This is a genomic window from Nocardia barduliensis (genome assembly GCF_013315795.1).
Classification (GTDB): domain Bacteria; phylum Actinomycetota; class Actinomycetes; order Mycobacteriales; family Mycobacteriaceae; genus Nocardia; species Nocardia barduliensis.
This window is the reverse complement of sequence record NZ_JABLTE010000032.1, coordinates 1-25,954: the sequence shown is the minus strand read 5'-3', so window position 1 is coordinate 25,954 and position 25,954 is coordinate 1. Positions and strand designations below refer to the sequence as shown.

The 25,954-nt window shown below is 68.2% G+C and carries 32 protein-coding genes; 17 read left to right on the top strand and 15 right to left on the bottom strand.

The genetic code is table 11. The features are described 5' to 3' along the window. Nucleotides 1-104 precede the first annotated feature (104 nt). The 4 genes from HOV91_RS15845 to HOV91_RS15830 all read left to right on the top strand — a co-directional run bounded on the left by HOV91_RS15845 (nt 105) and on the right by HOV91_RS15830 (nt 4,600). Nucleotides 105-869, top strand: coding sequence for an NADPH-dependent F420 reductase (locus HOV91_RS15845; protein WP_174186150.1), 765 nt, complete (start codon nt 105-107; stop codon nt 867-869). A 209-nt stretch (nt 870-1,078) separates the two neighbouring features. Beyond that, complete coding sequence (locus HOV91_RS15840) at nt 1,079-1,528, top strand: helix-turn-helix transcriptional regulator (RefSeq protein ID WP_174186149.1); 450 nt, start codon at nt 1,079-1,081, stop codon at nt 1,526-1,528. 5 nt (nt 1,529-1,533) lie between these two features. Next, on the top strand, nt 1,534-1,944 hold the full coding sequence (locus HOV91_RS15835) for a VOC family protein (protein WP_174186148.1): 411 nt from the start codon (nt 1,534-1,536) through the stop codon (nt 1,942-1,944). Nucleotides 1,945-2,206: 262 nt separating this feature from the next. Then, nucleotides 2,207-4,600 (top strand): ATP-binding cassette domain-containing protein, encoded by a 2,394-nt coding sequence (locus tag HOV91_RS15830; RefSeq protein ID WP_174186147.1) that lies wholly within the window; start codon nt 2,207-2,209, stop codon nt 4,598-4,600. A gap of 147 nt (nt 4,601-4,747) precedes the next feature. Here the strand turns inward: HOV91_RS15830 and HOV91_RS15825 are convergent, their stop codons facing one another. The 3 genes from HOV91_RS15825 to HOV91_RS15815 are packed head-to-tail and all read right to left on the bottom strand — an operon-like array spanning nt 4,748 to nt 6,041. Further along, the gene (locus tag HOV91_RS15825; RefSeq protein ID WP_174186146.1) at nt 4,748-5,191 is read right to left on the bottom strand and encodes an SRPBCC family protein; all 444 of its coding nucleotides are present in this window, start codon (nt 5,189-5,191) and stop codon (nt 4,748-4,750) included. Between the two features lie 44 nt (nt 5,192-5,235). Further along, a complete protein-coding gene (locus HOV91_RS15820) occupies nt 5,236-5,577 on the bottom strand; it encodes an ArsR/SmtB family transcription factor (RefSeq protein WP_174186145.1) in 342 nt (113 codons plus the stop codon). Further along, on the bottom strand, nt 5,574-6,041 hold the full coding sequence (locus HOV91_RS15815; RefSeq protein ID WP_438822669.1) for an SRPBCC family protein: 468 nt from the start codon (nt 6,039-6,041) through the stop codon (nt 5,574-5,576). Before HOV91_RS15815 ends, HOV91_RS15820 begins: the two co-directional genes overlap by 4 nt. A gap of 161 nt (nt 6,042-6,202) precedes the next feature. On the opposite strand from HOV91_RS15815, the gene HOV91_RS15810 reads away from it, so the two are divergent. Both HOV91_RS15810 and HOV91_RS15805 read left to right on the top strand, forming a co-directional pair. After that, a complete protein-coding gene (locus HOV91_RS15810) occupies nt 6,203-7,087 on the top strand; it encodes an oxygenase MpaB family protein (protein ID WP_174186144.1) in 885 nt (294 codons plus the stop codon). Further along, the gene (locus tag HOV91_RS15805; protein WP_174186143.1) at nt 7,080-7,700 is read left to right on the top strand and encodes a TetR/AcrR family transcriptional regulator; all 621 of its coding nucleotides are present in this window, start codon (nt 7,080-7,082) and stop codon (nt 7,698-7,700) included. Before HOV91_RS15810 ends, HOV91_RS15805 begins: the two co-directional genes overlap by 8 nt. A gap of 70 nt (nt 7,701-7,770) precedes the next feature. On the opposite strand, the gene HOV91_RS15800 is transcribed toward HOV91_RS15805, so the two are convergent. Next, the gene (locus HOV91_RS15800) at nt 7,771-8,388 is read right to left on the bottom strand and encodes an LppP/LprE family lipoprotein (protein WP_174186142.1); all 618 of its coding nucleotides are present in this window, start codon (nt 8,386-8,388) and stop codon (nt 7,771-7,773) included. A gap of 207 nt (nt 8,389-8,595) precedes the next feature. Between HOV91_RS15800 and HOV91_RS15795 the strand changes: the two genes are divergently transcribed. Further along, on the top strand, nt 8,596-10,188 hold the full coding sequence (locus HOV91_RS15795) for a bifunctional phosphatase PAP2/diacylglycerol kinase family protein (protein WP_312884633.1): 1,593 nt from the start codon (nt 8,596-8,598) through the stop codon (nt 10,186-10,188). 19 nt (nt 10,189-10,207) lie between these two features. Here HOV91_RS15795 and HOV91_RS15790 read toward each other — a convergent pair whose 3' ends face one another. Next, nucleotides 10,208-10,774 (bottom strand): hypothetical protein, encoded by a 567-nt coding sequence (locus HOV91_RS15790; RefSeq protein ID WP_174186141.1) that lies wholly within the window; start codon nt 10,772-10,774, stop codon nt 10,208-10,210. Between the two features lie 191 nt (nt 10,775-10,965). Here HOV91_RS15790 and HOV91_RS15785 point away from each other — a divergent pair, with 191 nt between their 5' ends. Then, nucleotides 10,966-11,844, top strand: coding sequence for a DUF2268 domain-containing putative Zn-dependent protease (locus HOV91_RS15785; protein ID WP_174186140.1), 879 nt, complete (start codon nt 10,966-10,968; stop codon nt 11,842-11,844). A 56-nt stretch (nt 11,845-11,900) separates the two neighbouring features. Then, entirely contained in the window at nt 11,901-12,443 is a 543-nt protein-coding gene (locus HOV91_RS15780) for a YaeQ family protein (RefSeq protein WP_174186139.1), read from the top strand. Between the two features lie 84 nt (nt 12,444-12,527). Here the strand turns inward: HOV91_RS15780 and HOV91_RS15775 are convergent, their stop codons facing one another. From HOV91_RS15775 to HOV91_RS15765, 3 genes are all read right to left on the bottom strand, one after another. After that, nucleotides 12,528-13,019, bottom strand: a complete 492-nt coding sequence (locus HOV91_RS15775; RefSeq protein ID WP_174186138.1) for a hypothetical protein — start codon at nt 13,017-13,019, stop codon at nt 12,528-12,530. Between the two features lie 57 nt (nt 13,020-13,076). Continuing rightward, nucleotides 13,077-13,553 (bottom strand): hypothetical protein, encoded by a 477-nt coding sequence (locus tag HOV91_RS15770; protein WP_174186137.1) that lies wholly within the window; start codon nt 13,551-13,553, stop codon nt 13,077-13,079. A 207-nt stretch (nt 13,554-13,760) separates the two neighbouring features. Continuing rightward, entirely contained in the window at nt 13,761-13,964 is a 204-nt protein-coding gene (locus tag HOV91_RS15765; RefSeq protein ID WP_174186136.1) for a DUF397 domain-containing protein, read from the bottom strand. A 243-nt stretch (nt 13,965-14,207) separates the two neighbouring features. Between HOV91_RS15765 and HOV91_RS15760 the strand changes: the two genes are divergently transcribed. After that, nucleotides 14,208-15,026: an alpha/beta hydrolase gene (locus HOV91_RS15760; RefSeq protein WP_174186135.1), complete on the top strand. Its 819-nt coding sequence runs from the start codon at nt 14,208-14,210 to the stop codon at nt 15,024-15,026. Here the strand turns inward: HOV91_RS15760 and HOV91_RS15755 are convergent. Beyond that, entirely contained in the window at nt 14,992-16,305 is a 1,314-nt protein-coding gene (locus tag HOV91_RS15755) for a helix-turn-helix domain-containing protein (protein ID WP_174186134.1), read from the bottom strand. The two genes, HOV91_RS15760 and HOV91_RS15755, sit on opposite strands and share 35 nt — an antisense overlap. A gap of 468 nt (nt 16,306-16,773) precedes the next feature. On the opposite strand from HOV91_RS15755, the gene HOV91_RS15750 reads away from it, so the two are divergent. Genes HOV91_RS15750 through HOV91_RS15735 form a run of 4 tightly spaced genes read left to right on the top strand, consistent with a single transcriptional unit; the run spans nt 16,774 to nt 17,949 of the window. After that, the gene (locus HOV91_RS15750) at nt 16,774-17,154 is read left to right on the top strand and encodes a hypothetical protein (RefSeq protein ID WP_174186133.1); all 381 of its coding nucleotides are present in this window, start codon (nt 16,774-16,776) and stop codon (nt 17,152-17,154) included. Continuing rightward, on the top strand, nt 17,151-17,489 hold the full coding sequence (locus HOV91_RS15745) for a hypothetical protein (RefSeq protein WP_217440493.1): 339 nt from the start codon (nt 17,151-17,153) through the stop codon (nt 17,487-17,489). The genes HOV91_RS15750 and HOV91_RS15745 overlap by 4 nt, the downstream gene beginning before the upstream one ends. Before the next feature lie 39 nt (nt 17,490-17,528). After that, the gene (locus HOV91_RS15740) at nt 17,529-17,753 is read left to right on the top strand and encodes a hypothetical protein (RefSeq protein WP_174186131.1); all 225 of its coding nucleotides are present in this window, start codon (nt 17,529-17,531) and stop codon (nt 17,751-17,753) included. Further along, the gene (locus tag HOV91_RS15735) at nt 17,746-17,949 is read left to right on the top strand and encodes a hypothetical protein (protein WP_174186130.1); all 204 of its coding nucleotides are present in this window, start codon (nt 17,746-17,748) and stop codon (nt 17,947-17,949) included. Before HOV91_RS15740 ends, HOV91_RS15735 begins: the two co-directional genes overlap by 8 nt. 125 nt (nt 17,950-18,074) lie before the next feature. Here the strand turns inward: HOV91_RS15735 and HOV91_RS15730 are convergent, their stop codons facing one another. The 6 genes from HOV91_RS15730 to HOV91_RS15705 all read right to left on the bottom strand — a co-directional run bounded on the left by HOV91_RS15730 (nt 18,075) and on the right by HOV91_RS15705 (nt 22,984). Next, nucleotides 18,075-19,796, bottom strand: a complete 1,722-nt coding sequence (locus HOV91_RS15730) for an urease subunit alpha (protein ID WP_174186129.1) — start codon at nt 19,794-19,796, stop codon at nt 18,075-18,077. Between the two features lie 51 nt (nt 19,797-19,847). Then, nucleotides 19,848-20,159 carry an urease subunit beta gene (locus tag HOV91_RS15725; protein ID WP_174186128.1) on the bottom strand — a complete coding sequence of 104 codons (312 nt, stop codon included), beginning with the start codon at nt 20,157-20,159 and terminating at the stop codon, nt 19,848-19,850. A gap of 50 nt (nt 20,160-20,209) precedes the next feature. After that, complete coding sequence (locus tag HOV91_RS15720; RefSeq protein ID WP_043724820.1) at nt 20,210-20,512, bottom strand: urease subunit gamma; 303 nt, start codon at nt 20,510-20,512, stop codon at nt 20,210-20,212. A gap of 74 nt (nt 20,513-20,586) precedes the next feature. Beyond that, nucleotides 20,587-20,976 carry a PaaI family thioesterase gene (locus tag HOV91_RS15715; RefSeq protein WP_246350166.1) on the bottom strand — a complete coding sequence of 130 codons (390 nt, stop codon included), beginning with the start codon at nt 20,974-20,976 and terminating at the stop codon, nt 20,587-20,589. 99 nt (nt 20,977-21,075) lie between these two features. Next, nucleotides 21,076-21,894: a carbonic anhydrase gene (locus HOV91_RS15710; protein WP_246350157.1), complete on the bottom strand. Its 819-nt coding sequence runs from the start codon at nt 21,892-21,894 to the stop codon at nt 21,076-21,078. A 382-nt stretch (nt 21,895-22,276) separates the two neighbouring features. Continuing rightward, the gene (locus tag HOV91_RS15705; protein ID WP_174186126.1) at nt 22,277-22,984 is read right to left on the bottom strand and encodes a hypothetical protein; all 708 of its coding nucleotides are present in this window, start codon (nt 22,982-22,984) and stop codon (nt 22,277-22,279) included. Nucleotides 22,985-23,117: 133 nt separating this feature from the next. Here HOV91_RS15705 and HOV91_RS15700 point away from each other — a divergent pair, with 133 nt between their 5' ends. The 3 genes from HOV91_RS15700 to HOV91_RS15690 all read left to right on the top strand — a co-directional run. Then, the gene (locus HOV91_RS15700) at nt 23,118-24,164 is read left to right on the top strand and encodes a FecCD family ABC transporter permease (protein ID WP_174186125.1); all 1,047 of its coding nucleotides are present in this window, start codon (nt 23,118-23,120) and stop codon (nt 24,162-24,164) included. Next, nucleotides 24,161-25,252, top strand: coding sequence for a FecCD family ABC transporter permease (locus HOV91_RS15695; protein WP_312884632.1), 1,092 nt, complete (start codon nt 24,161-24,163; stop codon nt 25,250-25,252). The genes HOV91_RS15700 and HOV91_RS15695 overlap by 4 nt, the downstream gene beginning before the upstream one ends. Continuing rightward, nucleotides 25,249-25,954: ABC transporter ATP-binding protein (locus tag HOV91_RS15690; RefSeq protein ID WP_174186124.1), on the top strand; the 706-nt coding region annotated here is incomplete at its 3' end. The genes HOV91_RS15695 and HOV91_RS15690, both read left to right, overlap by 4 nt.

Sequence of the window (25,954 nt, the reverse complement as noted above, 5' to 3'; positions counted from 1 at the left end):
GTCGGCCCCAGCCGTTCCACGCTGGATGGCGACCTCGCGACCGGCGCGGATTCCGCTCGCCCGGCTCACCTCGCGGTATCCCCACTCACGAACGGAGCGCACCAGTGTCCCGAACACTCGGACTGATCGGCAGCGGCATGATCGGTTCCGCCCTCGCCCGCCTCGCCGTCGCGGCCGGCCTCGAGGTCGTCCTCAGTAACTCGCGCGACCCGCAGACGCTCGCCGGTCTCGTCGCCGACCTCGGCGCCCATGCCCGAGCGGCCACACCGCTGGAAGCCGCACGCGCGGGCGACCTGGTGGTGGCGGCCATTCCGCTGAACGCCTACGAAGACCTCCCCGTCGAAGCCCTCAGCGGCAAGACCGTGCTGGACACGGCGAACTACTACCCCGAGCGCGACGGGCATCGAGCCGAGCTGGACAACGGCGAACTGACCTCCAGCGCATTGCTACAGCGTCATCTCGCGGGTTCCCGAGTGGTCAAAGCGTGCAACAACATCACCCCGCACCAGCTGTTCTCGCTCGCCCGCCCTGCGGGAGCGCCCGACCGCAGCGCCCTGCCCATCGCCGGCGACCACGCGGATGCCAAGGCGGAGGCGGCCCGGCTGCTGGACCTGCTCGGCTACGACTCGGTGGACATCGGCACACTCGCCACCAGCTGGCGCAGCGAACCGGACACACCGGTGTACATCCGGCCCTACCTCGGCGAGATACCTGCGATGAGCGTCGACGCTTTTCTCCGCTGGACCTCCCGCACACCCGGCATCCCCGTTCCCGCGACCCGCGTCGCCGAACTGGCCGAGACCGCGGTGCGCCGCCCTGCGGGCGAGGCCAGACTCCCGAGCGACTCGCCCAGCCCGGCCACCCGATGACCGACGCTCGAGCGGTCCCGCGCTGCCGGTCGAGTAGACGGCGCCCGTGCCGTCATAGCGCGGGCCTGGCCGGGTTCCCTCGCGGGGTGAGCCCGCGGCGACGGTCACGGGGACTGGGGGCGGCATAGCCGCGGTCGCGGGATTCGATCGGGCGTCAACCGGGTCGACACCCCGATCGCTCGTCCCCGCTATGTGGCACCATCTCGTACGTGACCAGCAGATCCGCCGCGGCGCCGCAGTTGCGCGACCTCGCACGGTTGCGCCGCGTTCGCGACCGCATCGACCGGGAGTACGCGCAGCCGCTGGACGTCGAGGCGCTCGCGCGCGACGCGCACATGTCGGCCGGGCACCTCAGCCGCCAGTTCCGGCTCGCCTACGGCGAGTCGCCGTACTCCTATCTGATGACGCGGCGCATCGAACGGGCGATGGCGCTGCTGCGACGCGGCGACCTCAGCGTCACCGAGGTCTGTTTCTCGGTGGGGTGCTCGTCGCTGGGCACCTTCAGCACCCGCTTCACCGAGCTGGTCGGCGTGCCGCCGAGCGTCTACCGGCGCGAGGCCGCGCTGGCGACGGCCGGGATGCCGTCGTGCGTCGCGAAACAGGTGACCAGACCGATCAGGAATCGAGAAGCGCCGGCTACCCAGCCGCATTTAGCCTGACTGCCATGGACATCACCATCAACGCGAGCTTCCTGCCGCACGACGACCCCGACGCAGCCCTCGCCTTCTATCGCGACACCCTCGGCTTCGAACTCCGCAAGGACGTCGGCTACGAGGGAATGCGCTGGCTCACGGTCGGCCCCGCCGATCAGCCCGGCACATCCATCGTGCTGCACCCCCCGGGAGCCGACCCGGGCATCACCGACGACGAGCGCCGCACCATCGCGGAGATGATGGCCAAGGGCACGTATGCCAGCATTCTGCTGGCTACCAAGGATCTCGACGCCGCCTTCGAGCGGCTGGCCGCCAGCGACGCCGAGATCGTCCAGGAGCCGACCGAACAGCCCTACGGCGTGCGCGACTGCGCCGTCCGCGATCCCGCGGGCAACATGGTCCGTATCCAAGAACTGCGCTGAGCCCGAGGGCGCACGTACGCGCCGCCGAGCACCGGCTCACCCCCGCCCGATCCGGGTAGCCGGTGCCTCGGTGGACGGTGCCACCGTCCTTCGGACGGACGACGAGGGGCTGACGGGCGCATCCACCGACGAAATGCCCGGGCCGCCGTGGCCCGGCGTCCCAGCAGAGGTGAGCAGACCCACCGGGCGAAGCTGGTTAGATCGAGCCAGGCGACGCCGACGGAGACCGCGCGGACGGTCCCGCCCGAGAGATGGAGACACGATGAGCACGGCCACCAGGACATCCACGCAGTCGCCTGCGCCGCACACCGCCGACAGCCACGATCTGATCCGCGTGCACGGCGCGCGCGAGAACAACCTGAAAGACGTCAGCATCGAGATACCGAAGCGACGGCTGACGGTGTTCACCGGCGTCTCCGGTTCGGGCAAGAGCTCGCTGGTGTTCAGCACGATCGCCGCGGAGTCGCAGCGGCTGATCAACGAGACCTACAGCGCCTTCGTCCAGGGCTTCATGCCGACGCTGGCACGGCCCGAGGTCGACGTGCTCGAGGGACTGACCACCGCGATCATCGTCGACCAGCAGCGCATGGGTTCCGACCCGCGCTCCACGGTCGGCACCGCCACCGACGCCAACGCGATGCTGCGGATCCTGTTCAGCCGGCTCGGGAAGCCGCACATCGGCTCGCCGCAGGCCTTCTCCTTCAACGTCGCCTCGATCAGCGGCGCTGGTGCGGTCAAGGTGGAGCGCGCCGGAAAGACCGTGGCGGAGCGCCGCAGCTTCAGCATCACCGGCGGCATGTGCCCGCGCTGCGAGGGCCGGGGCTCGGTCTCCGACATCGACCTCACCCAGCTCTACGACGACTCGAAGTCGCTCGCCGAGGGCGCGTTCACCATTCCCGGCTGGAAGTCCGACAGTTTCTGGACGGTCCGGGTGTACGCCGAGTCGGGCTTCGTCGACCCGAACAAGCCGATCCGCAAGTACACCAAGCGGGAGATGCAGGATTTCCTCTACAAAGAGCCCACCAAGGTCAAGGTCGAGGGCGTCAACCTCACCTACGAGGGCCTGATTCCCAAGATCCAGAAGTCGTTCCTGTCCAAGGACCGGGAGGCGATGCAACCGCACATCCGGGCGTTCGTCGACCGGGCGGTCACCTTCACGATCTGTCCCGACTGCGACGGCACCCGCCTCAGCGAGGCGGCTCGCTCCTCGAAGATCAAGGCCATCAATATCGCCGACGCCTGCGCGATGCAGATCAGCGACCTGGCCGAATGGGTCGGCGGCCTCGACGAGCCGTCGGTGGCGCCGCTGCTGGCCGCGCTGCGGCACACGCTCGATTCGTTCGTGGAGATCGGGCTGGGCTATCTCTCGCTCGACCGGCCCGCGGGCACGCTGTCGGGCGGTGAGGCACAGCGCACCAAAATGATCCGCCACCTGGGCTCCTCGCTCACCGACGTCACCTATGTCTTCGACGAGCCGACCATCGGTCTGCATCCCCACGACATCCAGCGGATGAACGATCTGCTGCTGCGGCTGCGGGACAAAGGCAACACGGTGCTGGTCGTTGAGCACAAACCGGAGACGATCGCGATCGCCGACCATGTCGTCGACCTCGGCCCCGGGGCCGGTACGGCAGGCGGCACCATCTGCTTCGAGGGCAGCGTCGAGGGGTTGCGGGCGAGCGGCACCGTCACCGGCCGTCATTTCGACGACCGTTCCGCGCTCAAGGAGACGGTGCGCGAGCCCAAGGGCACGCTGGAGATCCGCGGCGCGAAAGCGAACAACCTGCGTGACGTCGACGTCGACATTCCGCTGGGGGTGCTCGTCGCCATCACCGGCGTGGCCGGTTCCGGCAAGAGCTCGCTCGTGCACGGGTCGATCCCCGCGAGCGAAGGCGTGGTCTCGGTGGACCAGGCGCCCATCCGCGGCTCGCGGCGCAGCAACCCGGCGACCTACACCGGGCTGCTCGAGCCGATCCGCAAGGCGTTCGCGAAGGCCAATGGCGTGAAACCAGCGCTGTTCAGCGCCAATTCCGAGGGCGCGTGCCCCACCTGCAACGGCGCGGGCGTCGTCTACACCGACCTGGCGATGATGGCCGGTGTCGCCAGCACCTGCGAGGAGTGCGAGGGCAAGCGGTTCCAGGCATCGGTGCTGGAATACCACCTCGGCGGCCGTGACATCAGCGAGGTGCTCGCGATGTCGGTGCTCGAGGCCGGGGAGTTCTTCGGCGACGGCGCGGCGCGCACGCCGGCCGCGCACGCCATTCTCGGCCGGCTCGCGGATGTCGGGCTGGGGTACCTCAGCCTCGGCCAGCCGCTCACCACGCTGTCCGGCGGCGAGCGGCAGCGGCTCAAGCTGGCCACCCACATGGCCGACAAGGGCGGGGTCTACGTCCTCGACGAGCCGACCACCGGCCTGCATCTCGCCGACGTGGAGCAACTGCTCGGCCTGCTCGACCGGCTGGTGGATTCCGGCAAGTCGGTCATCGTCATCGAGCACCACCAAGCGGTGATGGCGCACGCCGACTGGATCATCGATCTCGGCCCCGGGGCAGGTCACGACGGCGGCCGGGTCGTCTTCGAAGGCACACCCGCCGATCTCGTGGCCGCTCGCTCGACCCTCACCGGCGAGCACCTCGCGGCCTACGTCGGCGCTTGAGCGGCGCTCTCGCGAACACCGCGTGACGGCGACCGCGCCGCCGGACCGAGCCGAGCGAACGGGCGGTCAGGGCGCGGACGCCGTCACGGTGGTGTTGGCGGGAGATCGTGTCGGTGCTCCCGCCGAGCGACGGCCTTCGCGAGGAACTCAGTTCCAGTTGTCGATCTTGACGTCGTAGGGCTCGGGTGCGCCCTTCCCGGTCTCGATCAGCGACTTCAGGCTCAGCAGGAAGACCGCCCACTTGGTGCTGCAGTGGTACATCGCCTCCACCGGCTCTTTCCAGCCTTGATGCTTGAACAGGACGATGGTCTGGCCGTCGGCCCGGCCGAGGTTCCAGTCCAGCTGGGTGCCGACCCAATCGTCGGGTCCGTCGATCACCTCCCACAGCACATGCTTGCCCGGCTCGAGTTCGCGGACCCGCATGTCGAATCCGCCCGCCCCGAAACGGAATTCGAGCACGTCCCCCACTTCGGCGCCTTTGCCGCGAGTGTCGGTCGTCCACCAACCGGCGAGCCCCTCGGTGGTGGTCAAGGCGGCGTAGACGTCGGACGCCGGCGATTCGATTCCGACTCTGTGCAGAATGTCGACCATCTTCGATCCTTCTTTCTCGTTCGATTCCGTCCGGCAGCGTGGATTCACTGCTGGTCTTGCCTGCGCTGGATCGTTTCGGCGATCCGCTTGATGCGGCGGAGCCTGGCGTCCCATGCCGCCCCCACCGAGGACAACTGGGCCACCGCGCGAGCGAGCTGCGCCTCGTCCACCCGGTATCGCCGCTCCCGACCGGCGGGCGTGCCGTGCACCAGGCCAACGCGATCGAGCACGACGAGATGCTTCGCCACCGCCTGCCGCGTCACGGGCAGCCGCTCGCTGAGGCTGGTGGCCGTGCCGTCCCCCTCCGCCAGGAGCAGGTCGAGCATCCTGCGGCGCGTCGGATCTCCGATCGCGGACCATAGGTCGTCGTCGACGGCAGCTGTCACGGTGTCGACACCAGCCGCACGATGTACTCCCCGAGCCGGGGGACATAGGTGTCCCACCCCACGCTGTGCTCGCGGTACTGTTCCGCCAGTTTGGCGGCCTCCCAGCCCATTTCCCGGAACCCCGTCTCGGTGAGCCGAATTCTGGTGCCCGCGCCCGACGCGGTGAGCTCGAAGGTGACCAGCAGCGAGTCGGCGGTGTCGTCGACCGCGCCGGGATAGCACCAGCGGAACGCGAACAACCGGGGCGGCTCGGCCTGCACCACCTTGATCGGGGCGACGTCGACCCGGTCACCCCAGACGAGTTCACCGACCGCGCCGGGCGCCACTTCGAACGCGGCCTCGTCGCTCCACCATTCCGAGATGTGCTCCGGGCTGCTGACGACCTCGTAGACCACCTCGGGCGAGGCGTCGACGTGTATTTCCCGCTCGATGCTGCCGTATTCCATATCTTCCGCGACCTCCATATGCAACGTTTGGTTGCATATGACGCTAGCCGACCAGCAGTCATCGCGCAACCATTGGTTGCCCATACTTCCGCACTCGCCCGCGGCGACCCGCTCCGCACCCTTGAGTGCGACATGTGCGACAACTACAGTAATTTCGTCGCACCGAATGAGAGGGGTCGATGATGACCGCACACCTGGGAACCGTGCACGACGAGGCCACGCGGGAAGACCCGCAGCTCGGGCCGGACACACTGCTGTGGCGCTACCTCGGTGACCTGCGCCTGTTCCTGGTCGCCGCGCCCTACGGCCTGCTGGAGCTGATGCACCCCGCCGTCGGGGCCGGAGTCACACAGCATTCCGACTTCTTCGGCGATCCCTGGGATCGGGTATTGCGATCGATTCCCGAGATCATCGGCACGGTCTACGATCCCGCCGAACGCGGCACCGGCACCAGGGTCCGGGACTACCACCGCGACATCAGGGGCACCGACGAACACGGCGAGCGGTACCACGCGCTCAACCCCGAGATCTACTACTGGACGCACGCCACGATGGTCCAAGCGGTCATCGACATCGCCGACGTCTTCGGCGACGGCCTGTCCACCTCCGAACGCGAGCAGCTGTACCAGGAGAGCAAGACCTGGTTCCGGCGATACGGCGTGAGCGACCGGCCGATGCCCGCCGACTACGCCGCTTTCCAGCGCTATTTCCAGGACATCTGCCGTGACGTCCTGGAAGCTACCGCCTCGGCGCGCTGGTTGACCGAACGGCTGCGATTCACCAGCGATATGCGGCTGCCGTACCTGCCGCAACCGGTCGAACGGGTGCTACGACCCGTGATCATGTCCGAATACCGGGTGATCACCGCCGCGCTGCTACCCGAACCGGCCCGGGACACACTCGGCCTGCGCTACAGCAAGACCGACCAGGCACACTTCCGCGCCGCCGCGAGCCTGATCCGCAACGCCTGGTCGCTGGTCCCCGAACCCTTGCGCTACCACCCTCGCGCGCGAGAGGGTATGCGGCACGCCCGCGCACTCGGGCAGAATCGGGTTCATGCGTAGTGCCCGTCGGACTTCCGCCGCCTTCGACGTCGAGCAGCTGACCGCCGACGTCGAAGGCGACTCGCAGGCCGCCCGGATCCTAGACGCGGCCTTGGCCGAGTTCCGCGATCACGGCATCGATCGGGTCCGCATGGAGCACATCGCCCGCCGCGCGGGCCTGCACCGCGCCACCGTCTACCGGGCCTTTCCCAGCAAAGACCTGCTGGTCACCACCGCGCTGACCAGGTGGTTGCAGGGCGTCCTGTCCGGCATCACCACGGCCGTCGCCGACTACACCGACGTCCGCGACCGAGCCGTCGAAGGTTTCGCCATCGCCTTGCGCACGCTGCGCAACGACCCGCTCACCAACCGGATCCTGCTCGCCGACGAAGGCGGCCAGCCCTTCGTCATCACCTACGGCGCGACCCTGCTCACCGCCGCGCGGGCGTTCTTCGCCGAACAGCTGCGCCGGGCCGACGATCTCGGCGACATCGATCCCGACGCCTCCGCCGAGATCGCCGCCCGCCTCTCCCTCACCCTGCTGCTCATCCCGGACAGCTACTTCTCCCTCGAGACCGACGAAGACGCCCGCCTCTTCGCCCGCCGCCACCTCATTCCCGCCGCCATTCGATAGCGCCGACCAGCCGATGGGCGCGACCCGCGTCGTCGGCCGCTCGGTCGTCAAGAGCGCGAGTACCGCTGAGCTATCTACCGGGATTGCCGACCTGGTCCGGGATCGCCGGACTCGGTGTCACAGTGCGTCCGTCGCGGCCGAGAGTGAAGGTGATGACGACCGGGCCACCGGAGGGGCAGCAGTTCGCATCGGCGCCCTCGAGCCACCGATACTGCACCTGCACACTGCGTTCGCTCGACCCGACCACCTTCGTATACGAGGTTGCCTTCGCTGTCGCCGTACCGAGATAGCCGCCATGGTTGAAAAACAGCACATGCCAAGGTGAGCTCGCGGTCCCGCGTGGTGTCGCGGCCAGCACCCACAGCAGGTCGGGGCAGGCCCCAGCAGGTGCGTCGGTGGCACTGTCGACGACGTATGACGCGCCGCCCGGCGCGGGTCCCAGCGAATTCACCGCGTTGGCGACCACGCTGGAGCCCGGATCGACGCATCGCCCGTTTCCACTGGTGGCAGGAGGTTTCGCGGGCGGAGCCGGGGTAGTTTCGCCACCCGGCGCCGTGCGAGTGACCTCGACGGTAGACCGGCCGGGTTCAGTGGTTCCGGTCGCAGGCGTATCCGTAGCGCCCTGACAACCCGCGACAGCCACGCTCACCGCGATCGCGGTCGCCACCGCACCGATGATCGTCTTCATTCGCCTCCCTTTCGAATTCCCGACAATTGGGAGTCGGTTGCGGAAGGACGTTGTTACACCTTGTTTTCGGGTCTTGCGTCCTGGCGACTTCCCGGTCCGACGATCTCCGCCCCGGTACCGCGGCGACGACCTGGCTGATTCGGCGACGAAATACCCAGCACCGTCACGTTTCGCGACGTCCGCCCACTGATCGGTAGTCTCGGGCGGGTGAGCAGTTGGGTGCGCCGGAAGTTCCACGGCATCGGACGGATTGATCGAGTGATCGGCGGCGCGGTCGCCGAACTCCCGGCCTCGGCGGTCGACCACGGCCTGTTACGGATCACCGGCAGCGCCAATTTCAGCAGGCTGTGGCTGGTTCTCGCGGCACTGCTCGCCACCAGGCAGGGCGCGCCGCGACGGGCCGCGATGCGCGGGGTCGTCTCCATCGCGGGCGCCAGTCTCCTCGTCAATGTCGGCCTCAAGTCGCTTGTGGCCCGACGCCGCCCGGCAGCGGAACTCTTGCCCGCGCACCGGCGACTGTCCCCTACCCCGAAGTCTTCGTCCTTCCCCTCCGGACACAGTGCGACCGCCGCGGCGTTCGCCACGGCGGTCGCTATGGAAAGTCCCCGTACCGCACTGGTCGTCGCGCCGCTGGCAGCAACTGTCGCCTATTCGCGGGTGCACACCGGCGTGCACTGGAGCTCCGATGTGCTCGTCGGAGCGGCCGTGGGTTCCGGTGTCGCACTCGCCACCCGGCGCTGGTGGCCGGTACGCGAATCGGACGAGGCGCAGGCCCGCCCGGTCCGCGAGGTTCCCGCCCTGGTGGAGGGCAAAGGACTGCTGGTGATGGTGAATCCGGCGTCCGGCGATCCGAATTACGATCCCACCGACGACGTCGTCGAGGCCCTGCCCGCCGCCACCGTCCTGCGCACCCGAGTCGATCTGGACTGTGCCGTACAACTGGAGCAGGCCATCGCCGACCACGGTGAACCGGTGCTCGCTGTCGGCGTCGCGGGCGGCGACGGCACGGTGGCCGCCGTGGCCGCGGTCGCGCTGCGCCACGAACTGCCGCTGGTCGTCATCCCCACCGGCACGCTCAACCACTTCGCCCGCGACCTCGGCGTCTACGATCTGCGCGAGGTGATCGACGCCACCGGCGTGGGCGAGGCGGTCGCGGTGGACATCGCCGGTGTCGAATGCGAGGACGAAACCGGTTCGCGCACCAGGCACCTGATCAACACCGCCAGCCTCGGCACCTATCCGGATCTGGTGCAGCTGCGCGAGAAGTGGCAGGCACGCTGGGGCAAATGGCCCGCCTTCGCCGCCGCCCTCGTGATCACCCTGCGCCGGGCCGAACCGATCGAGATCCGCCTGGACGGGCGCTGGCAGCGGGTGTGGTTCCTGTTCGTCGGCAACGGCCCCTACCATCCGCACGGCGCGGTGCCCGCTTTCCGCGACCGGCTCGACGCCGGACTGCTCGACATCCGCTGGCTGCGCGCCGATCTGCGCTGGTCGCGCACCCGCGCGGTGCTGGCGCTGCTGCTGGCGGCGATCGGCCACAGCAAGGTCTACGGCGAGCGCCAGCTCCCCGAGCTGTTCGTGCAACTGCCCACGCCGGAGGCGCTGGCCACCGACGGCGAGGTGGTGGGCAAAGCCAGCCACCTGCACTTCACCATCGCGGGCCAGATCGCGGTCTACCGCCGCGACGAATCCAATCCGCTCTGGGCCGACCGCAGCCGCCCGCACCACCGCCGAGCCCCCTGGCTGCGTGACGCGTTCCGCGCCCGCCTCCCGTTCCAGCGGCGAGCGGGCGAGGACTGAGCGAGTCCGGTCGGCGCCCTCACTTCATCGAGTGCAGTAACCCGAGCTCGGGCTCCAGCACGCCGTCCTGGCCCAGGGACAGGAAGTCCGCCTCGACCGCGGCCCGCTCCAGGACCCCGGCACGGACCGCCTGGTACCGCACGACCGACCACACGAAGACATCGAGGTCGTCGAAGCGTGTGCCTTCCTCGACGACTTCTTCCTCGTGGAACCAGATTCCGATCTGCCCGGTGGTGAGCACCACGTACAGGTTGCCGCCGCCGTCCGCGCCGATGGAGTACACGTCCTCGTCGGTGAGTTCGGTCTCGTAGTCGCTGTCTCGTATGCCACAACCATTGGCCGCGAAGTCGAATCCGTACGACCAAGAGTAGATGTCCAGGAACTGCGGCATCCGGCCCGAACGCACCCGGCGATCGAAGGCCGCCAATGCCGCCGCGTCCGCAGGGGCCAGCCGTCCCAGGAAGGGCGCGACAGGACGGGTCTGCTCCGGTACGGCGACCGGAGTCCGGCCGGGAAACCATCGCGCGAGGTCGGCGTCCAAGTCGCGTTCGACGTAACCCACCAGGTCACCACGTGTAAGCGTCACCGCCGAATACTAGCTGGCGTCAATGACATTCGTGGGCATGCGGATAGGCGACAGCCTGCCGTTACCCCCCGTGCCGGCCGGACAATCGCTGCCGGAGCGGAACCGCAGTGCCCGGAACCGCACGTTGATCGAAGTCGGCACGAAATATCAGGTTGACCCTGACCGTGCGGCAATGTTTAGTGTCGCCGGAAATGACGATCACTGTTCTCGACACCTATTCGGCGATGAAAGAGATCCTGCGGGCCCCAGCCGCGGATCGCGTCGCCCTGCTGCACACGATGCTCGAGCCCATGATGGGCATGTACCGGTACTTCCCCGGTGCGGTCGATTTGGTGGCCATGCATCACCTTTCGTCCGGGTTTCCGCTGGACCGTGACGCGCAGCGGTGCCTCGACGCGCTCGAGACGCTGGCGGCGGCCGGGGCGTGGGAGCGGATCCGGCGCGCTCTGGACGACGCCGTCGCGGTGCAACTGGCCGCGACGCCGGAGCTGGAGGTCCCGGACATCACCGTGCTGTTCGTGCTCGGCGACCCCGGCGACGCCCACTTCATGGGCCCCAGCCTCGGCGTGACCGGAAACGGCGGGATCTCCGGCTACATCGTCATCACGCTGTGGCCTTTCCCCGAGAACGTGCGGCGGCTGGAGGCCACCGCCGTGCACGAGCTCAACCACAATCTGCGCTACAGCCCGGGTGGGGTCGTCTGGGATCCGGCCACCGTCACCGTCGGCGAGCACGTGGTCTCCGAAGGACTGGCCGACGCGTTCGCCCGGCAGCTCTACGGCGACGAACTCGGCTACACCCGCATCGGCGTCCCCCATCTGCGCGACGACGCGGTCTTCGCCAAGGTCGTGTCCGGGCTCGGCGTGACCGGCATGCAGAACTTCACGGCGTGGGTGCACGGCGACGCGATAGCGGAACGGTTCGGCGCAACCCCGGTCGGGTTGCCCACCGGCGCCGGATACGCCGTCGGCAACAGACTTGTCGACGCTTATCTGGCGGCGACTGGGCAGACCGCAGCCCAAGCGTTGTACGCCGACGCCTCGGAGATCATCGCCGCCGCGAAGACGTAGCCGTTCGCCATGGCCCTTCCGGGCTGCGCTATCGCCGCCGTTAAGCTCCTGCACCTATGGCACTCAGCGCGACACTGCACAACTTCGCCGTCCACCTGGCCGACGTCGATCGGGGCGTCTACCAGGAGTTGGAGTTGCGGGTGGCGCGGCATCCGTCCGAATCCGCCGAATTCATGCTGACGCGCGTGCTGGCCTATTGCCTGGAGTACGAGGAAGGCATCGCCTTCAGTGACGGCGGGGTTTCCTCCACCGACGAGCCCGCGGTCCTAGTTCGCGATCTGACCGGACGCCTCACCGTCTGGATCGAAGTCGGCGCGCCCGACGCCGAGCGCCTGCACCGGGGCAGCAAGCTGGCCGAACGTGTGGCCGTCTACACCCACCGCGACCCCGTCAAGGTGCTGGCACAACTCACCGGAAAGCGCATCCACCGCGCGGAGGCCATCCCGCTCTACAGCTTCGATCGCGACTTCATCGATTCCGCCGTCACGGCGATCGAACGTCGCAACACCGTCACCCTGTCGGTCACCGAACGCCTGCTGTACCTGGACCTCAACGGCACCGGGCTGAGCACCTCGATCGAGGAGCACCGGCTCGGATGATCTTCCGCTCGGTGCTTCGACCCCGGTAACCGCGGACGAGACCTCCGCCCCGCTCACGTACGGGGGATTTTGGTTCGGAAGACATCACACACCGAGATCGTCACAGAGATCTGCGTAACGCTCGAGATAGTCGGGCGTCGATCTGTGGGTGGACAGTCCGACCGTGTCGAATTCGTCCATTCCCGCTGATGCGGTGACGCCCAGACTGCGCAATGCCGCATTGATCGTGCTCACGGAGTGCAAGGGGCCACCGGCAACCGATACCGTCGCCCACTGCTCTCCGATACCGGCGAAGTATTCCGTGAAAACCACCGCGAAAGTCGGATCGGACCTGCCGGATAGCTCGGCGGCGAGTAGCCCGACAACGCCTTCGCGGGGGAACAAGCCGGGCGCCTCTGACGGCAACTCGACGTAGTCGGTCACCTTTCGTACCGCTTGCCAATACGCCGTGTAGTAGTGCGTCAGATGGAAAAGCGTCAGGCTACCGTGCAGGGGCACCGGGACCAGATCCCACCGGGCCGCCGCCTCGGCGTCGTATGCTCCGGGAAGGACCAGCGCGGTAATGGCATGCGGCACAGTGGAATTCTATCGTCAGCAGTAACGTGATCCGGTTCGTCATCGCGCCGACGCGACTCATCGGATCCGGCGTCCGCATTCCTCGAATTCGGCTCCTGTTTCGAAGCAGTCGTACAGGCCGCTCTGGATGTCACCACTGGTGGGAGGCTCGCCGCACAGCAGCCCGCAGCGCTGGTAGTTCGGGACGGCCGCGCCGTCGGGCCGGTGGCAGGCATTGCTGTCGCAGGTGTAATCGCGCGTGTTGGGATCGAGCGGGATCGGGTCGCGGCTGTAGGACCACACGAACGCGTCGGTGCGCTGCACCTGAGTGCAGTAGACGGTCCGGCCGTCAGCCAGGCGGCCGACCGCGCCGTGGTCCTGGCAGTAGTCGTTCAGGGTGACCGTAGCCCCCGAGCCCTGCGGCCCGGCCGACCCACTACCCGACGGCAGCGGTGCGGCCCCGGAGGTCCCGAACATCGCAGCCAGCAGCGTCACCGCGCCGACAACACCCAAGGTGAATCGGCGCGTCGACCTTCGCTCGGCTGGTCGAGGCATGCGGTCCTCCCTTTGCTCCGGAACCGGGCTCCAGGACTATACGCCCACCTCGCCTTCCTGCGCACCGCACGAGTGGCACGCCCGACAGCCGTCACTATCTCTACAGCCATGTGCCACTCATGGGATCGGGCACTTGGGCGGTACTCGCTCGTGGCCAACCTCCTCCAGCACGGTCGACGCTGAAGGAGGTTCGCGGGGTTCGGTGAGTCAGGCGTGGAAGACGCCGGCGTGCACGCCTGCGGTGAAGGCGTCCCATTCGTCAGACGTGAAGACCAGCGCGGCACCGGTCGGATGCTTCGAGTCACGCACCCCGACCATGCCGCCGTCGAGCCAGGCGATCTCCACACAATCCTTGGACGCGCCGCTACGGCTGCTCTTGAACCACTTCGTCTCGGATGGGTAGGTATTCACGATGCACAACTCCTAGTTGCCCGCCTGAACAGGTCTCGCGATTGCGTTTCATCGAGTGCTGTACTCCGAACAGCCGAAGCAATGTCATGTTAGCGCCGCACGTCCTCAGCGTTTTCCATGTACGGATCCGGCTTTCCGGCACCTTCGAGCTATACCAGCGGAAGCCCTGCCAACCGACCCTTGCTGCGATGCCGAAGCTGGGCAATATCGGCTCGTCAAGCCGTGCACACTTAGGCTGTTACCGTGTCCAGTCGAAGCGCATCGGCGATCATCCGCACCCTCGACGGCCTCCATCTTGCGGGAACGGTCGTCACTCCAGCCGGGCCCCCGAGTGCCGCCGCAGTACTGGTACATGGCGGTGGGGTTACCCGGGAGGAAGGCGGCTTCTTCACGCGGCTGGCGGCGGGGTTGGCAGATGTCGGCATCGCGTCGCTTCGGTACGACCTACGCGGCCACGGCGAAAGCGAGGGTCGCCCCGAGGAATCGTCGTTGGCCACCCATCTCAACGACATCCGTGTTGCTCTGGGTCATCTGTCGGCTATGACGAGCCTGCCGATTCCGCATCTGATCGGAACCAGTTTCGGCGGCGGCCTCAGTGCGTACTACGCGGCCAAGCGGCCCGACGAGCTGGGTCGTCTGGTGCTGCTGAACCCGCAGCTCAACTACAAAAACCGCTACATCAATCAGAAGTCGCATTGGTTGGACGATTTCCTGGACGACGAAAAGGCGGCGGAGCTCACCCGGCAGGGATACATCAACCATTCGCCGACCGTGAAGCACAGCCGGGCATTCCTGAACGAAGTGTTCTGGATCCGGCCGAACGAGGTCATCGGCGACATCTCCGCACCAACGCTCATTGTCCACGGCACCGAAGACACGTTCGTGCCAGTGGAAACATCGCGCGAAGCAGCTCAGCATCTCCGCACCGACCACAAGCTGATCGAGATCGACGGTGCCCAGCACGGCTTCGCCGTTCATGACGATCCGCAGTACCTGAATCCGCAAAGCCAGCAGTGGCAAGCCTTTGTCATCGAGACCGTGCGGGAGTGGCTTGCCGAGTAGCCGCGTCGGCGGTAAGGGCTTCGCGCAGTTCCCGCGGCCCCGGGCGATGCTGCCAGCGGCCCATCGCTTCGACGGCGCGCGCCAGTTCTTTTTTGGTGCGGGCCGACTGTTTTTCGGCGGCCCGCCGCATGGCGAGCAGACCCTCGTCAGCGGCATCGTCCGGTTCGCCACTGAGTGCCAATGCCACTGCACGCCTGGCGCGGAAGTAGCCCTCGTCGCGATCGGACAGACCGCCGTCGGCAAGGACAATTCCGTACAGCGATGCGGCTTTGGCGGGCTTGCCCGCTTCGATGTAGCAACTGGCCGACCGCAGCAGGTGGGTGTGCTGGTCGTAACCGAGGCCGACGGCCGGTTCGTGGTCATCAGTACGGGTGTCGTGCAACTGTCGGGCCTCGTCGAGTTTGCGCTCGACCTGGTTGAACGGCTCGCCCTGCATCGCCAGTCCGCGAGCTTCCTGCTGCGTGATTTCGGCTTGAACAGCGGTCGGCAGCCGCCACGGTCCTCGGGACGCGGCTTGCGCGAAGGTCAACACCCGCAGGTTGTCGCGGTTGTCATAGGCCATCTGGGATTTACGAAGCAGAAGGTACCCCTGCATGGATAGATCGCTCGCTTCTTGGGCCATCTCGATAGCACGGTCGTACCAGTATCCGGCAGCGACGGGGCGGCGTAGATCACGGTACAACCAGCCGACGAATTCGGCCCCATCGGCACCGAGCGACAACAGTGACTGCCGCACGGCGGATTTCACGTCCTTGCTATGCCGCCGAATGACGGCCAGAACACCAAGCGTCAAGGGAAGCGCAGCGGCCGGACCATGAACGCCATCTTTCTGTTTGCAAACGGCCAGTTCCCCGCGAAGAAACTCGACCACCGAACCGTCGAAGTAGCGGCTGGCATCATCAATTGCCAGGGCGACGCGCTGCAACTCGTCACCCCGGGTGGACGTGGGTAACGGACTGGCGGCATCCCTCAGCAGCCAACGGGCCAGCCGGACGTCAGCCTCGTCGTCTTGGAAATCAGTAGCTTTCGTTTCGGCCGTAGTCTGTTCCCGCACTTTGAACCACAGCAGATCTGGCGGCACGCCCAGCGCCGTCGACCACTGCGCCAGCTTGGAAAGCTGTTCGGGGGCCGCGCCTTTCTCGATCCGGCTGAGTTGCGCCTGAGTCAGGCCCAACCAGTGGGCGACCAGCTCCTGCGGCAGCGTTCGTCCATGATGAGGATGTTGCCGGTAAGCGAAGATTACGCGGCCCATGTGCCACGTCGCGAGAGCGTCGCGCATTTGATCGGTCTGCCAGAAAGCCGCTGGAACCGTGGGAGGGTCAGCTAGTTCGCCTCGAAACGCCGTTTCGCACGGTCCGCAGAACGGGCGGGCGTTGTAGCTGCTCAGTCTACTTCCGCAGCGAGCGCAATAGCGCTGCGACTTAGGTACCCGCGTCATGATCGGCTGCTCCGGGGGGTTCGCGGTGTTTTCGCTGATGGCCTGGCCGGGCGACCCTACCACCACTTGATATCGGTCACCATACATCTCATACATACATCGAAAACCACTATTATCCAGGCATTTTGGTCTTCCAATCGGCCCCACATCGCCGACTGAAACCACACCGAAGATACGTCGGGGAAATCTCTCCCGATTGCGATCCGACATACCGGTGCCCTGGCGCTCCGGCAAGGGTGAGTTCTGCACCCCGTATCGAAGTGAGTCGTTCGGTCCGGGTTCGAACAAACATCATTTGGCGGAGGAAACATGATGCGAACACCGATGATTCAATCGCCGCCCACCGCTGCGGGCGGTCGGCCGGAAGCGCTGGGGCTCGTGCGCGACGAGGTGTCCGGCGTGCACGCGGCACGCCATGCCGCTGAGGTACAGCGGCACGCGCACCGACTCGGCTACCTGCACAAATACACGGTGCGACCACCGGCTCGGGTCACCGACCCGATCGGGTACGCACTCGCCGTCGCGGCCGGGCTCGGCGTTCAGGCGCTCGTCGTCTTCGATCTCATCCACGTCGACAACCAGCCCGCGTTGATCTGCGATGCGGGTTTCGATCTGGAGACCGTCTGCCCCGGCACCACCTGGGCGCGATCGGCTCGGACGGTCCCGGGCGTCGAGAAGGCGGCGGTGTGATGGGCGAACACCTGCTCGTCTCTCCGCCGAGTATCTGCGACCGCGCCGAAATCGAACTGGCCCATCGGCAGATGCGCGTACACCGCGCGTGCCGGATCGAGCGGTGTGCCTGGAAGTGGGTGGCCTACTACACCCTGGTTCAGCACGGGCGGATCACCCCACCGGCATCGAGCCCGCGCGAACGCGCATATCGGCGCGGCATCCACTTTCCGGTCGATGACACGAAGCCGTGCGCGGGGAACACACCGGAACTCCGTACATTCCAACAAGTTCTGGACGGCCTGGCGCAGCTGGCACTACCTCAGGACCATCAGGCGAGCGGCTGCGGGCAGTGAGCCATGGGCTCGTGGCAGATCCTGCATAGCGTCCTGACCGTGGTCGGAGGTTGTGTGTTCGCGGTGGCGGGGCTGTGGCAAGAGTGGACGTGCGGCCCACCAGCCCAGCCCTTTTCGATCGCCGACGCGCATCTCGCCATGCAGTTGCACCGCGAACACGACTGTGCCCGCAAGCGAGCCGCGTTCGCGGCGTTGGTCGCGGCCGGGCGCATCACCCCCGATTCGACACGACGACATTACCTTCGGGAGAACCTCGATGTCTGACAACGAATATCGCCTGCCGGAACCCGACCCACCTGCGCGACTGCACGCTGTCGCCGCTCGTGCCGCCCATGCGGGCTACCAGCTGTTGCGCGGCAGTTCGACGCTGTACACCTGGGAACTCGTGGACGCTGAGGACGGAGCGCCCAACCTTTTTACATCCGACCTCGACCACATCGAGCAGTGGCTCGACTCGTGAACCCGGCCGAGCTCGCCTCCGCTGTGCTCTCGCACGAATCTGCGGTCGTCGCACAGCAATCGGCAGGCTCGAGAAGCAGAGTTCCGAGTCCGGGAAGCACGCGGGGGCAGGCCGGTTCGGTGGGCTCAGAAGAGGAAGTAGCGCTGGGCCATGGGCAGTTCGGTGGCGGGCTGTTCCCGCCAGACTTCGCCGTCGATACGCACGGTGAAGGTGTCCGGGTCGACCTCGATGCGCGGCATGGCATCGTTGTGCGGCAGGTCCGTCTTCCGCACGCCGCGCACGTTGCGGACCGGCGCAAGTTTGCGCTGGACGCGCAGCCGGTCGGCGAGGCCGTCCTCGATCGCCTGCTCGGAGACGAAGTGCAGCGAGGTGGCGGCGGCGGTGGCCGGGGCGGCGCCGAACATGGGGCGCGGCAGCACCGGCTGCGGCGTGGGAATGGAGGCGTTGGCGTCGCCCATCGCGGCCCAGGCGATCGCGCCGCCCTTGAGCACGGCGTGCGGGCGGACGCCGAAGAAGGCGGGCTCCCACAGCACCAGGTCGGCGAGCTTGCCGACCTCGACGGAGCCGATCTCGTGGTCCAGGCCGTGGGCGATGGCCGGGCAGATGGTGTATTTCGCGACGTAGCGCCGCACCCGGGCGTTGTCGGCGGCGCCGTCGCCCGGCAGCGCGCCGCGGCGGCGCTTCATCACGTGCGCGGTCTGCCAGGTGCGCAGGACGACCTCCCCGATGCGGCCCATGGCCTGCGAGTCGCTGCCGATCATCGAGATGGCGCCGAGATCGTGCAGCAGATCCTCCGCGGCGATGGTGGAGGGGCGGATGCGGCTCTCGGCGAAGGCCAGATCCTCCGGGATCGACGCGCTCAGGTGGTGGCACACCATCAGCATGTCCAGGTGCTCGTCCAGGGTGTTGACGGTGTGCGGGCGCGTCGGGTTGGTCGAGCTGGGCAGGACGTTGGGATGGGCGGCGACGGTGATGATGTCGGGCGCGTGCCCGCCGCCCGCGCCCTCGGTGTGGTAGGCGTGGATGCCGCGGCCCGCGATCGCGGCGAGGGTGTCCTCGACGAAACCGGCCTCGTTCAACGTGTCGGAGTGCAGCGCCACCTGCACACCCGCCGCGTCGGCCACGGTGAGGCAGGCGTCGATCGCGGCGGGCGTGGAGCCCCAGTCCTCGTGCAGCTTGAATCCCGATGCCCCGGCGCGCAATTGCTCCCACATGGCCTCGGCGCTGACGGTGTTGCCCTTGCCGAGCAGCACGATGTTCACCGGCCAGGCGTCGGTGGCCTCGAGCATCCGCGCCAGATGCCATGCGCCGGGCGTCACGGTGGTCGCCTTGCTGCCCTCGGCCGGACCGGTGCCCCCGCCGATGAGGGTGGTGATGCCGCCGCCGAGCGCTTCCTCGAGCAGCTGCGGGCAGATGAAGTGCACGTGACAGTCGATCGCGCCCGCGGTGAGGATGCGGCCGTTTCCGGCGATGATCTCGGTGGACGGGCCGACGACCAGATCCGGGTGCACGCCGGTCATGGTGTCGGGGTTGCCCGCCTTGCCGATGGCGCTGATCCGTCCGTCGCGAATCCCGAGGTCGGCCTTGATGATTCCCCAGTGATCGATGATGACCACACCCGTGATCACGGTGTCGGGGGCACCCTCGGCGCGCGTCGCGCGGGACTGTCCCATGGACTCGCGCAATACCTTGCCGCCACCGAACACGGCCTCGTCGCCCGCGCGCCCCGGTCCCCCACTGCGGTCCTCGGTGATCTCGATCAGCAGATCGGTGTCCGCCAGACGGATCCGGTCGCCCGTGGTCGGTCCGAACAGTTCGGCGTACCGCGCCCGGCTCAGTTCACTCATCGCGTCCTACCTCCTGAGCCCGCGTACGAAGACACCGCTTCGGCACATGCACTAGTCATCGAGACGGCCCGGTGGGGTCAGGGTTATCCCGTGGACCTCGCGGGCACCGCCCAGCGGCACGAGCCGGACGCGTTGCCCGAGACCGGGTTCGAAGCGAACGGCGGTCCCGGCCGGGATGTCCAGGCGGCGGCCGTGCGCGGCCGCCCGGTCGAAATCCAGCGCCGCGTTCGCCTGCGGGAAGTGCACGTGGCTGCCGACCTGCACCGGCCGGTCACCGGTGTTGAGCACGTCGAGTTCGAGCCGGTCCGCGCCCGCGTTCAATTCGACGACGCCCTCGGCGCAGAAATATTCGCCGGGGATCATGCCGGGCCTCGGTCCGCCCCGGGGAAGCTCAGGTGCCGCATCCTGCCCGCCTAACCGATCGGGTGGTGCACGGTGACGAGCTTGGTGCCGTCCGGGAAGGTCGCCTCCACCTGGACGTCGGGGATCATCTCCGGCACCCCTTCCATCACGTCGGCGCGGCTGAGGACCGTCCGCCCCGAGGACATCAGCTCGGCGACGGTGCGGCCGTCGCGCGCGCCTTCCAGCACGTGGTCGGTGATCAGCGCGACCGCCTCCGGATGGTTCAGTTTGAGTCCGCGGGCCTGCCTGCGCCTGGCCAGCTCGGCGGCGTAGCTGAGCAGCAGGCGCTCCTGCTCGTGCGGTGACAGTCGCATCCGGGCTCCTCACCGGTTCGCAGTGGCGGGTGACGGACATTCTGGCACGCCCGTTCCGCCGTCGCCGGGCGAGATCAGGAACGACGCGGCAGATTCTGCAGCCGCACCTGGCCGCGCGCCACGGTGCGGCCCTCCTCGTCGGTGATGACGACCTGCCACAGCTGCTGCAGCCTGCCGCGATGCAGCGGCGTCGCTTCGCCCGAGAGCGTGCCCTCGCGCACCGCGCGCAGGAAATCGGTGTTGTTGTTCACGCCGACCACCGTGCCCCGGTCGCCGAACCAGACACCGCCTGCGATGCTGGCGAGCGTCTCGATGACGGTGCAGTACACGCCGCCGTTCTGGATGCCCGCAGGCTGGTAGAGATGCGGCTCGACCACCCACTCGCCGCGCACGCGGTCGGGGCTCAGCTCGGTGTAGCGCAGGCCGATCAGGTCGGCGAAGGTGCCTTCGCTGTAGGCGTTCATCTGCTCGGGCGTGACATCCGCCAGCGAGCCGACCTGCTGGGTCTCCTGCTGTGTCATGTAATCACTGTCGCACAGCGCGCACCGCAGGCCGTGGGGGCCTCACCCGCCGGCCACGGTGACCGCGCGGCCGTTCAACGGCTGCGTCGGCCGATTGCTGTGCGCGAACAGCGTCCGGTACCGCTCCGCGTCGGCCGCGGCCACCGCGACCGGATTGCCGAGCACCGTCCACGAGACGCCCTCGCTGCACGGCGGGGTGGTGAGCGAGCCTTGATAGCGGTACTGATCGGTGACGCCGGGCAGCATCGCGCGCAGATCGATCGGGCCCGGCACGACGGTCTCGGCGTCCACCGCCTGTGGCGCGACCGAGAGGATCGGCGCGAAGGCCGACGGCTCCGGCGCGGCTTGCAGCAGCACCCCGAGTACGGCCATCCTGCCCTCGGCGCTCTTGTGCACGAAGTGCGCTTCCATCGTCGTGCCCGCGCCGTCCACCGTGTGCTCGCTCGGCAGGTGGAAATGGAACTGCGCGAGTTCGAACGGCACCCCGTCGATCACCACGCCATTGCCGTTGCCCGCCGGGAGATTCGCCTGCACGGTGTGCCCGTTGTTGCGCAGCGCCACCGCGGGCACCGAGTGATAGTCGATGGTGATGTGCTCGGAGGGCTCGAGCCGGGCGTGACCGGGCAGGTCCACGGGTGACTGCTGACGGCCGCTCTTGCAGGTCAGATAGTCCCGGTCCAGCTCGGCCCAATGATCGGGCCCGTCCGCGTCGTAATCCCAGTGCGGAGCGGCATGCGGGGGCGAGGCGGCCGGGCTGTGCGCCCTCGGCTCGCCGGAACCGCAGGCGGGCGACGCGAGCGCGCCGACAGCGGCCAGCACGGCCAGGATCGAACGGTGACGGGACGGTCTGATGGTGGGCAAGTCGGCAATCCCTCGAACTACCCGCGAAAACGCCGGTGCGGCAACGCGAAAGGCGTCATCGAAGACTCGGATGTGGCGCGCGACGGTGCGCGCCGATGACCGCGACACGCCACCGGGCGGATTCGCGACGTGGGGTGACCTGCCGACGACGGCCCGGACGCCGAATCCCCCTCCGGTTCCGGGTCTTCGGCGCTCGTGTCGGCGTCAGCGTAGATCCGCGACGTGACGGCGCGCCAGAGCCGCACGGCGCGACATAATTCACACGGAGAACAGAGCGGCGGGCCCCACGTGGAGTGGAGCCCGCCGCGGCACGGGATCGGGGGTCACCGCAGCCCTCGGGACTCACGCGCGATCCGTACGCCGAGTTCAGTATAGGTCAGGCTTACCTAACTAAGCAATACCCCGAGCGGCGCACCGGAAGTCCGCGCACGGCCATGGCCGCGAGCAGCCCCTGCCCGCGCCGCACGCCTGCCGCGGAATCGGTCCGAGCCAGATCGGGCACGTAAGTCGAAGCGCCCGCGACGGATTCGCCGACGAGGGACCAGAACCGGCGCGCGCTCAAACCGGAGCAGCGCTCCATATTCTGCTGGACAACGGTGAGCGCCGACTCGCAGCGATGCGCGAGCCAGACGTACATCGCTTCCGGACAGGGCAGGGCGACCACACCCGGCTCACCCACCAGCGGGTCGCCGTCGAGCACGCGAATCGTCGTGTCGGACAACCCGGCCCAATCGATCCCACCGTCGTTGTCGGTGTGGATCCACAGGTTCTCCAAACCCGGATCCCACGCCCGCCCCTCCGCGACCAGCAGTGCGACCACTCGCCCGACGATCGCGTGGATCAGTGCCGTGGCAACCACTTCCGCCGCGATGTCGGCGCTGATCATCTCGGCCGCGTGCCGCCGGTACATCAGCTCGACGCGCCCCTCCCGCACTCCGTCCGCCAGCTGCCACCAGCGCCGTTTGCCCTGCTCCGCCATCGCGGCCACGGCGTAGACCCGCGGATGCTCCGGTTGCAGCGCGCGGAGGCGGGTACAGGCGCGGCCGAAGGCCGTCGTCGATCGATACGGCGTGGTGATGAGCTCGGTCATCGGACCTCCTCAGGAGTCGGCTCCGTCGCGCGGCGCGGCGGACAATCGGCCATGCCCGTTGTGTCAGCGAAAGATAGGTTAGGCTTACCATTCTTAGCAACCGTACCGCTGATTTCCAGGAGCACTCGTCGCTGTGACCTTCCTTGCCACCGTGCGGAGGCGACGTCTTTCCGGACTCCTCGTCTCGACCTTCCTGCTTCTGCTCGCCGTACTCGCCGGCGTCGCGGTCGGCACGCGCTCGCTCGCGCCGAACATCGTGTACGACGCCGTGCACCATGCGCTCACCTGCGCCGGCGGTCCCTTCACCTGCGCGGCAGGCTCCACCGAGGAACAGATCGTGCGCGGACTACGCATACCCCGTACCGCGCTGGCACTGGTCTGCGGCGCGGCCCTGGGTATCGCGGGGGCACTCATCCAGGGCTACACCCGCAACCCCCTCGCCGACGCGGGATTGCTCGGACTCAACGCGGGCGCGGCGTTTCTCGCGGCGCTGAGCGTGTACCTGTTCGCCTTCAGCGCCCCCGAGCAATACATCTGGTTCGCGTTCGCCGGAGCGCTGATCGCCGGGCTGGTGGTGTTCGGCACATCGTCGGTGGGCGGCGGCAAGGCGAGCCCGCTGAGCCTGGTGCTCGCGGGCGCAGCGGTCACCGCGTTCCTGCAAGCGATGACGAACGCCGTGGTCCTGTTCGACGCGCTGGCGCTGGACACCTACCGCTTCTGGGTGATCGGCTCGGTCGCGGGTCGCGACGCCGGGGTGTTCTGGCAGGTGCTGCCGTTCCTGGCAGCAGGCATGGTGCTCGCGCTGGTGGCGGCGCCGGGGCTGAATCTGATCGGCCTGGGCGACGAGGTCGCGCGCGGGCTCGGCGTCCACATCGGCCGCAGTCGCGCGCTCGGACTCGCGGCCGTCGTGCTGCTGGCGGGCGCGGCGACCGCGGCGGTCGGTCCGATCGCTTTCCTCGGTCTGGTCGTCCCGCATCTCGCGCGCCGGATCACCGGACCGGACTATCGGTGGCTGATCCCCTACTCCGGGATCCTCGGCGCATTGCTGTTGCTGGTCGCCGATGTGGCCGGGCGTCTGGTGGCCCGGCCCGGCGAGTTGGAGGTCGGGGCGATGCTGGCCGTGCTCGGCGTGCCGTTCTTCCTCGCGTTCGTGCGTCGGCGGAAGCTGGTGAACCTGTGACGATTTCGCAGCGAACCACGAGCGCGCGACCCGCGCTGCGCGTCGGTCCGGTGTCGGCGGTGCTGCGACCACGGATGGTGCTGATCGTCGCCGCACTGGCCGTGCTGGCGTTCGGGCTGTTCTGCCTGGACATCGCGGTGGGCGAGTCTCAGCTGCCGCTCGGTCGCGTGCTCGACGTGCTGACCGGGGGCGGCACCAGAGCGCAGCGGTTCATCGTGCTGGAATCGCGGCTGCCGCGCGCGCTCACCGCGCTCGTGGTCGGTCTGGCGCTCGGGCTCGCGGGCGCGATCACCCAATCCATCCTGCACAACCCACTGGCCGCGCCGGACATGCTCGGCATCACCTCGGGCGCGAGCTTCGGCGCGGTCGCGGTGCTGGTCACCACCGGCGGTACGACCACGGGACTGGCCGCCTCGGTCGGCGCGCCACTGGCGGCGCTCGCGGGCGGCCTGCTCACCGCAGCGGCCATCTACCTGCTCGCCTGGGGACGCACCGCCACCGGCGGGTACGGCGCCACCGGGCTACGGCTGGTGCTGATCGGCGTCGGCGTGAACGCCCTGCTGATGGCGGGCATCAGCTGGTTGCTCACCCGCGCCAGCCTGATCGACGCGCAACGCGCGCAGCTGTGGCTGAACGGGTCGCTCAACGCGGCCGATACCGCGCATCTGGCGCCCGCGGCCGTTGCCGCCGGTGCCGCCGCGCTGGTCGCGCTCGGCTCCGCCCGCACCCTCGCCGCGCTGCGCCTCGGTTCGGACACCACGCGCGCGCTCGGGGTGCGCATCCAGACCCAGCAGGCCATCCTGATCGGTGCGGCCGTCGTGGCCGCCTCGGTGGCCACCGCCGCGGTCGGGCCGGTCGGTTTCGTCGCCCTCGCCGCGCCGCAGATCGCGCGGCGGCTGCTGCGCACTCCGGGCGAACCGCTCGTCGGCTCCGCCGTGTGCGGCGTCATCCTGGTGGTCGGCGCGGATGTCGCGTCCCGCACGGTGTTTCCGGTCGACCTGCCCGTGGGCGTCGTGACCGCGGCGTTCGGCGGCCCGTTCCTGCTGTACCTGCTCGTGCGTATGAACCGGAAGGCGACGCTGTCATGACGATCGCGGACATCACCACCCCCGACGCCCCGGGGCAGGCGAGCACACCGGGACACCGGCTCGGCGCCGAGGGCGTCACGCTCGGCTACGGCGACCGGGTGATCGTCGACGGGCTGAGCTTGGCCATCGCGCCCGGCGTTGTCACGACCGTCATCGGACCGAACGGTTGCGGGAAGTCGACCCTGCTGCGCTCGCTGGGCCGCCTGCTGCGCCCGCGGGAAGGCCGGGTCCTGTTGGACGGCAAAGCCATTTCGACGATGAAGACCAAGGACGTCGCCCGCATCGTCGGCATGCTGCCGCAGTCGCCGGTCGCGCCGGAAGGGCTGACCGTCGCCGATCTGGTCACCCGCGGGCGCCACCCGCACCAGTCCTGGTTCCGGCAGTGGTCGGGCACCGACGAGTCCGAGGTGACGACCGCGCTGGAACAAACCGGGATCGCCGACCTCGCCGACCGCGCGCTCGACGAACTCTCCGGAGGCCAGCGCCAGCGCGCCTGGATCTCCATGGCGCTGGCCCAGGGCACCGACATCCTGCTGCTCGACGAACCGACCACCTACCTGGACCTGGCCCATTCGATCGAGGTGCTCGACCTGGTCGACCGGTTGCACGCCGATCTCGGACGCACCGTGGTCATGGTGCTGCACGATCTCAACCTCGCAATCCGCTACAGCGACCAATTGGTGGTCATGCACGACGGGCGCG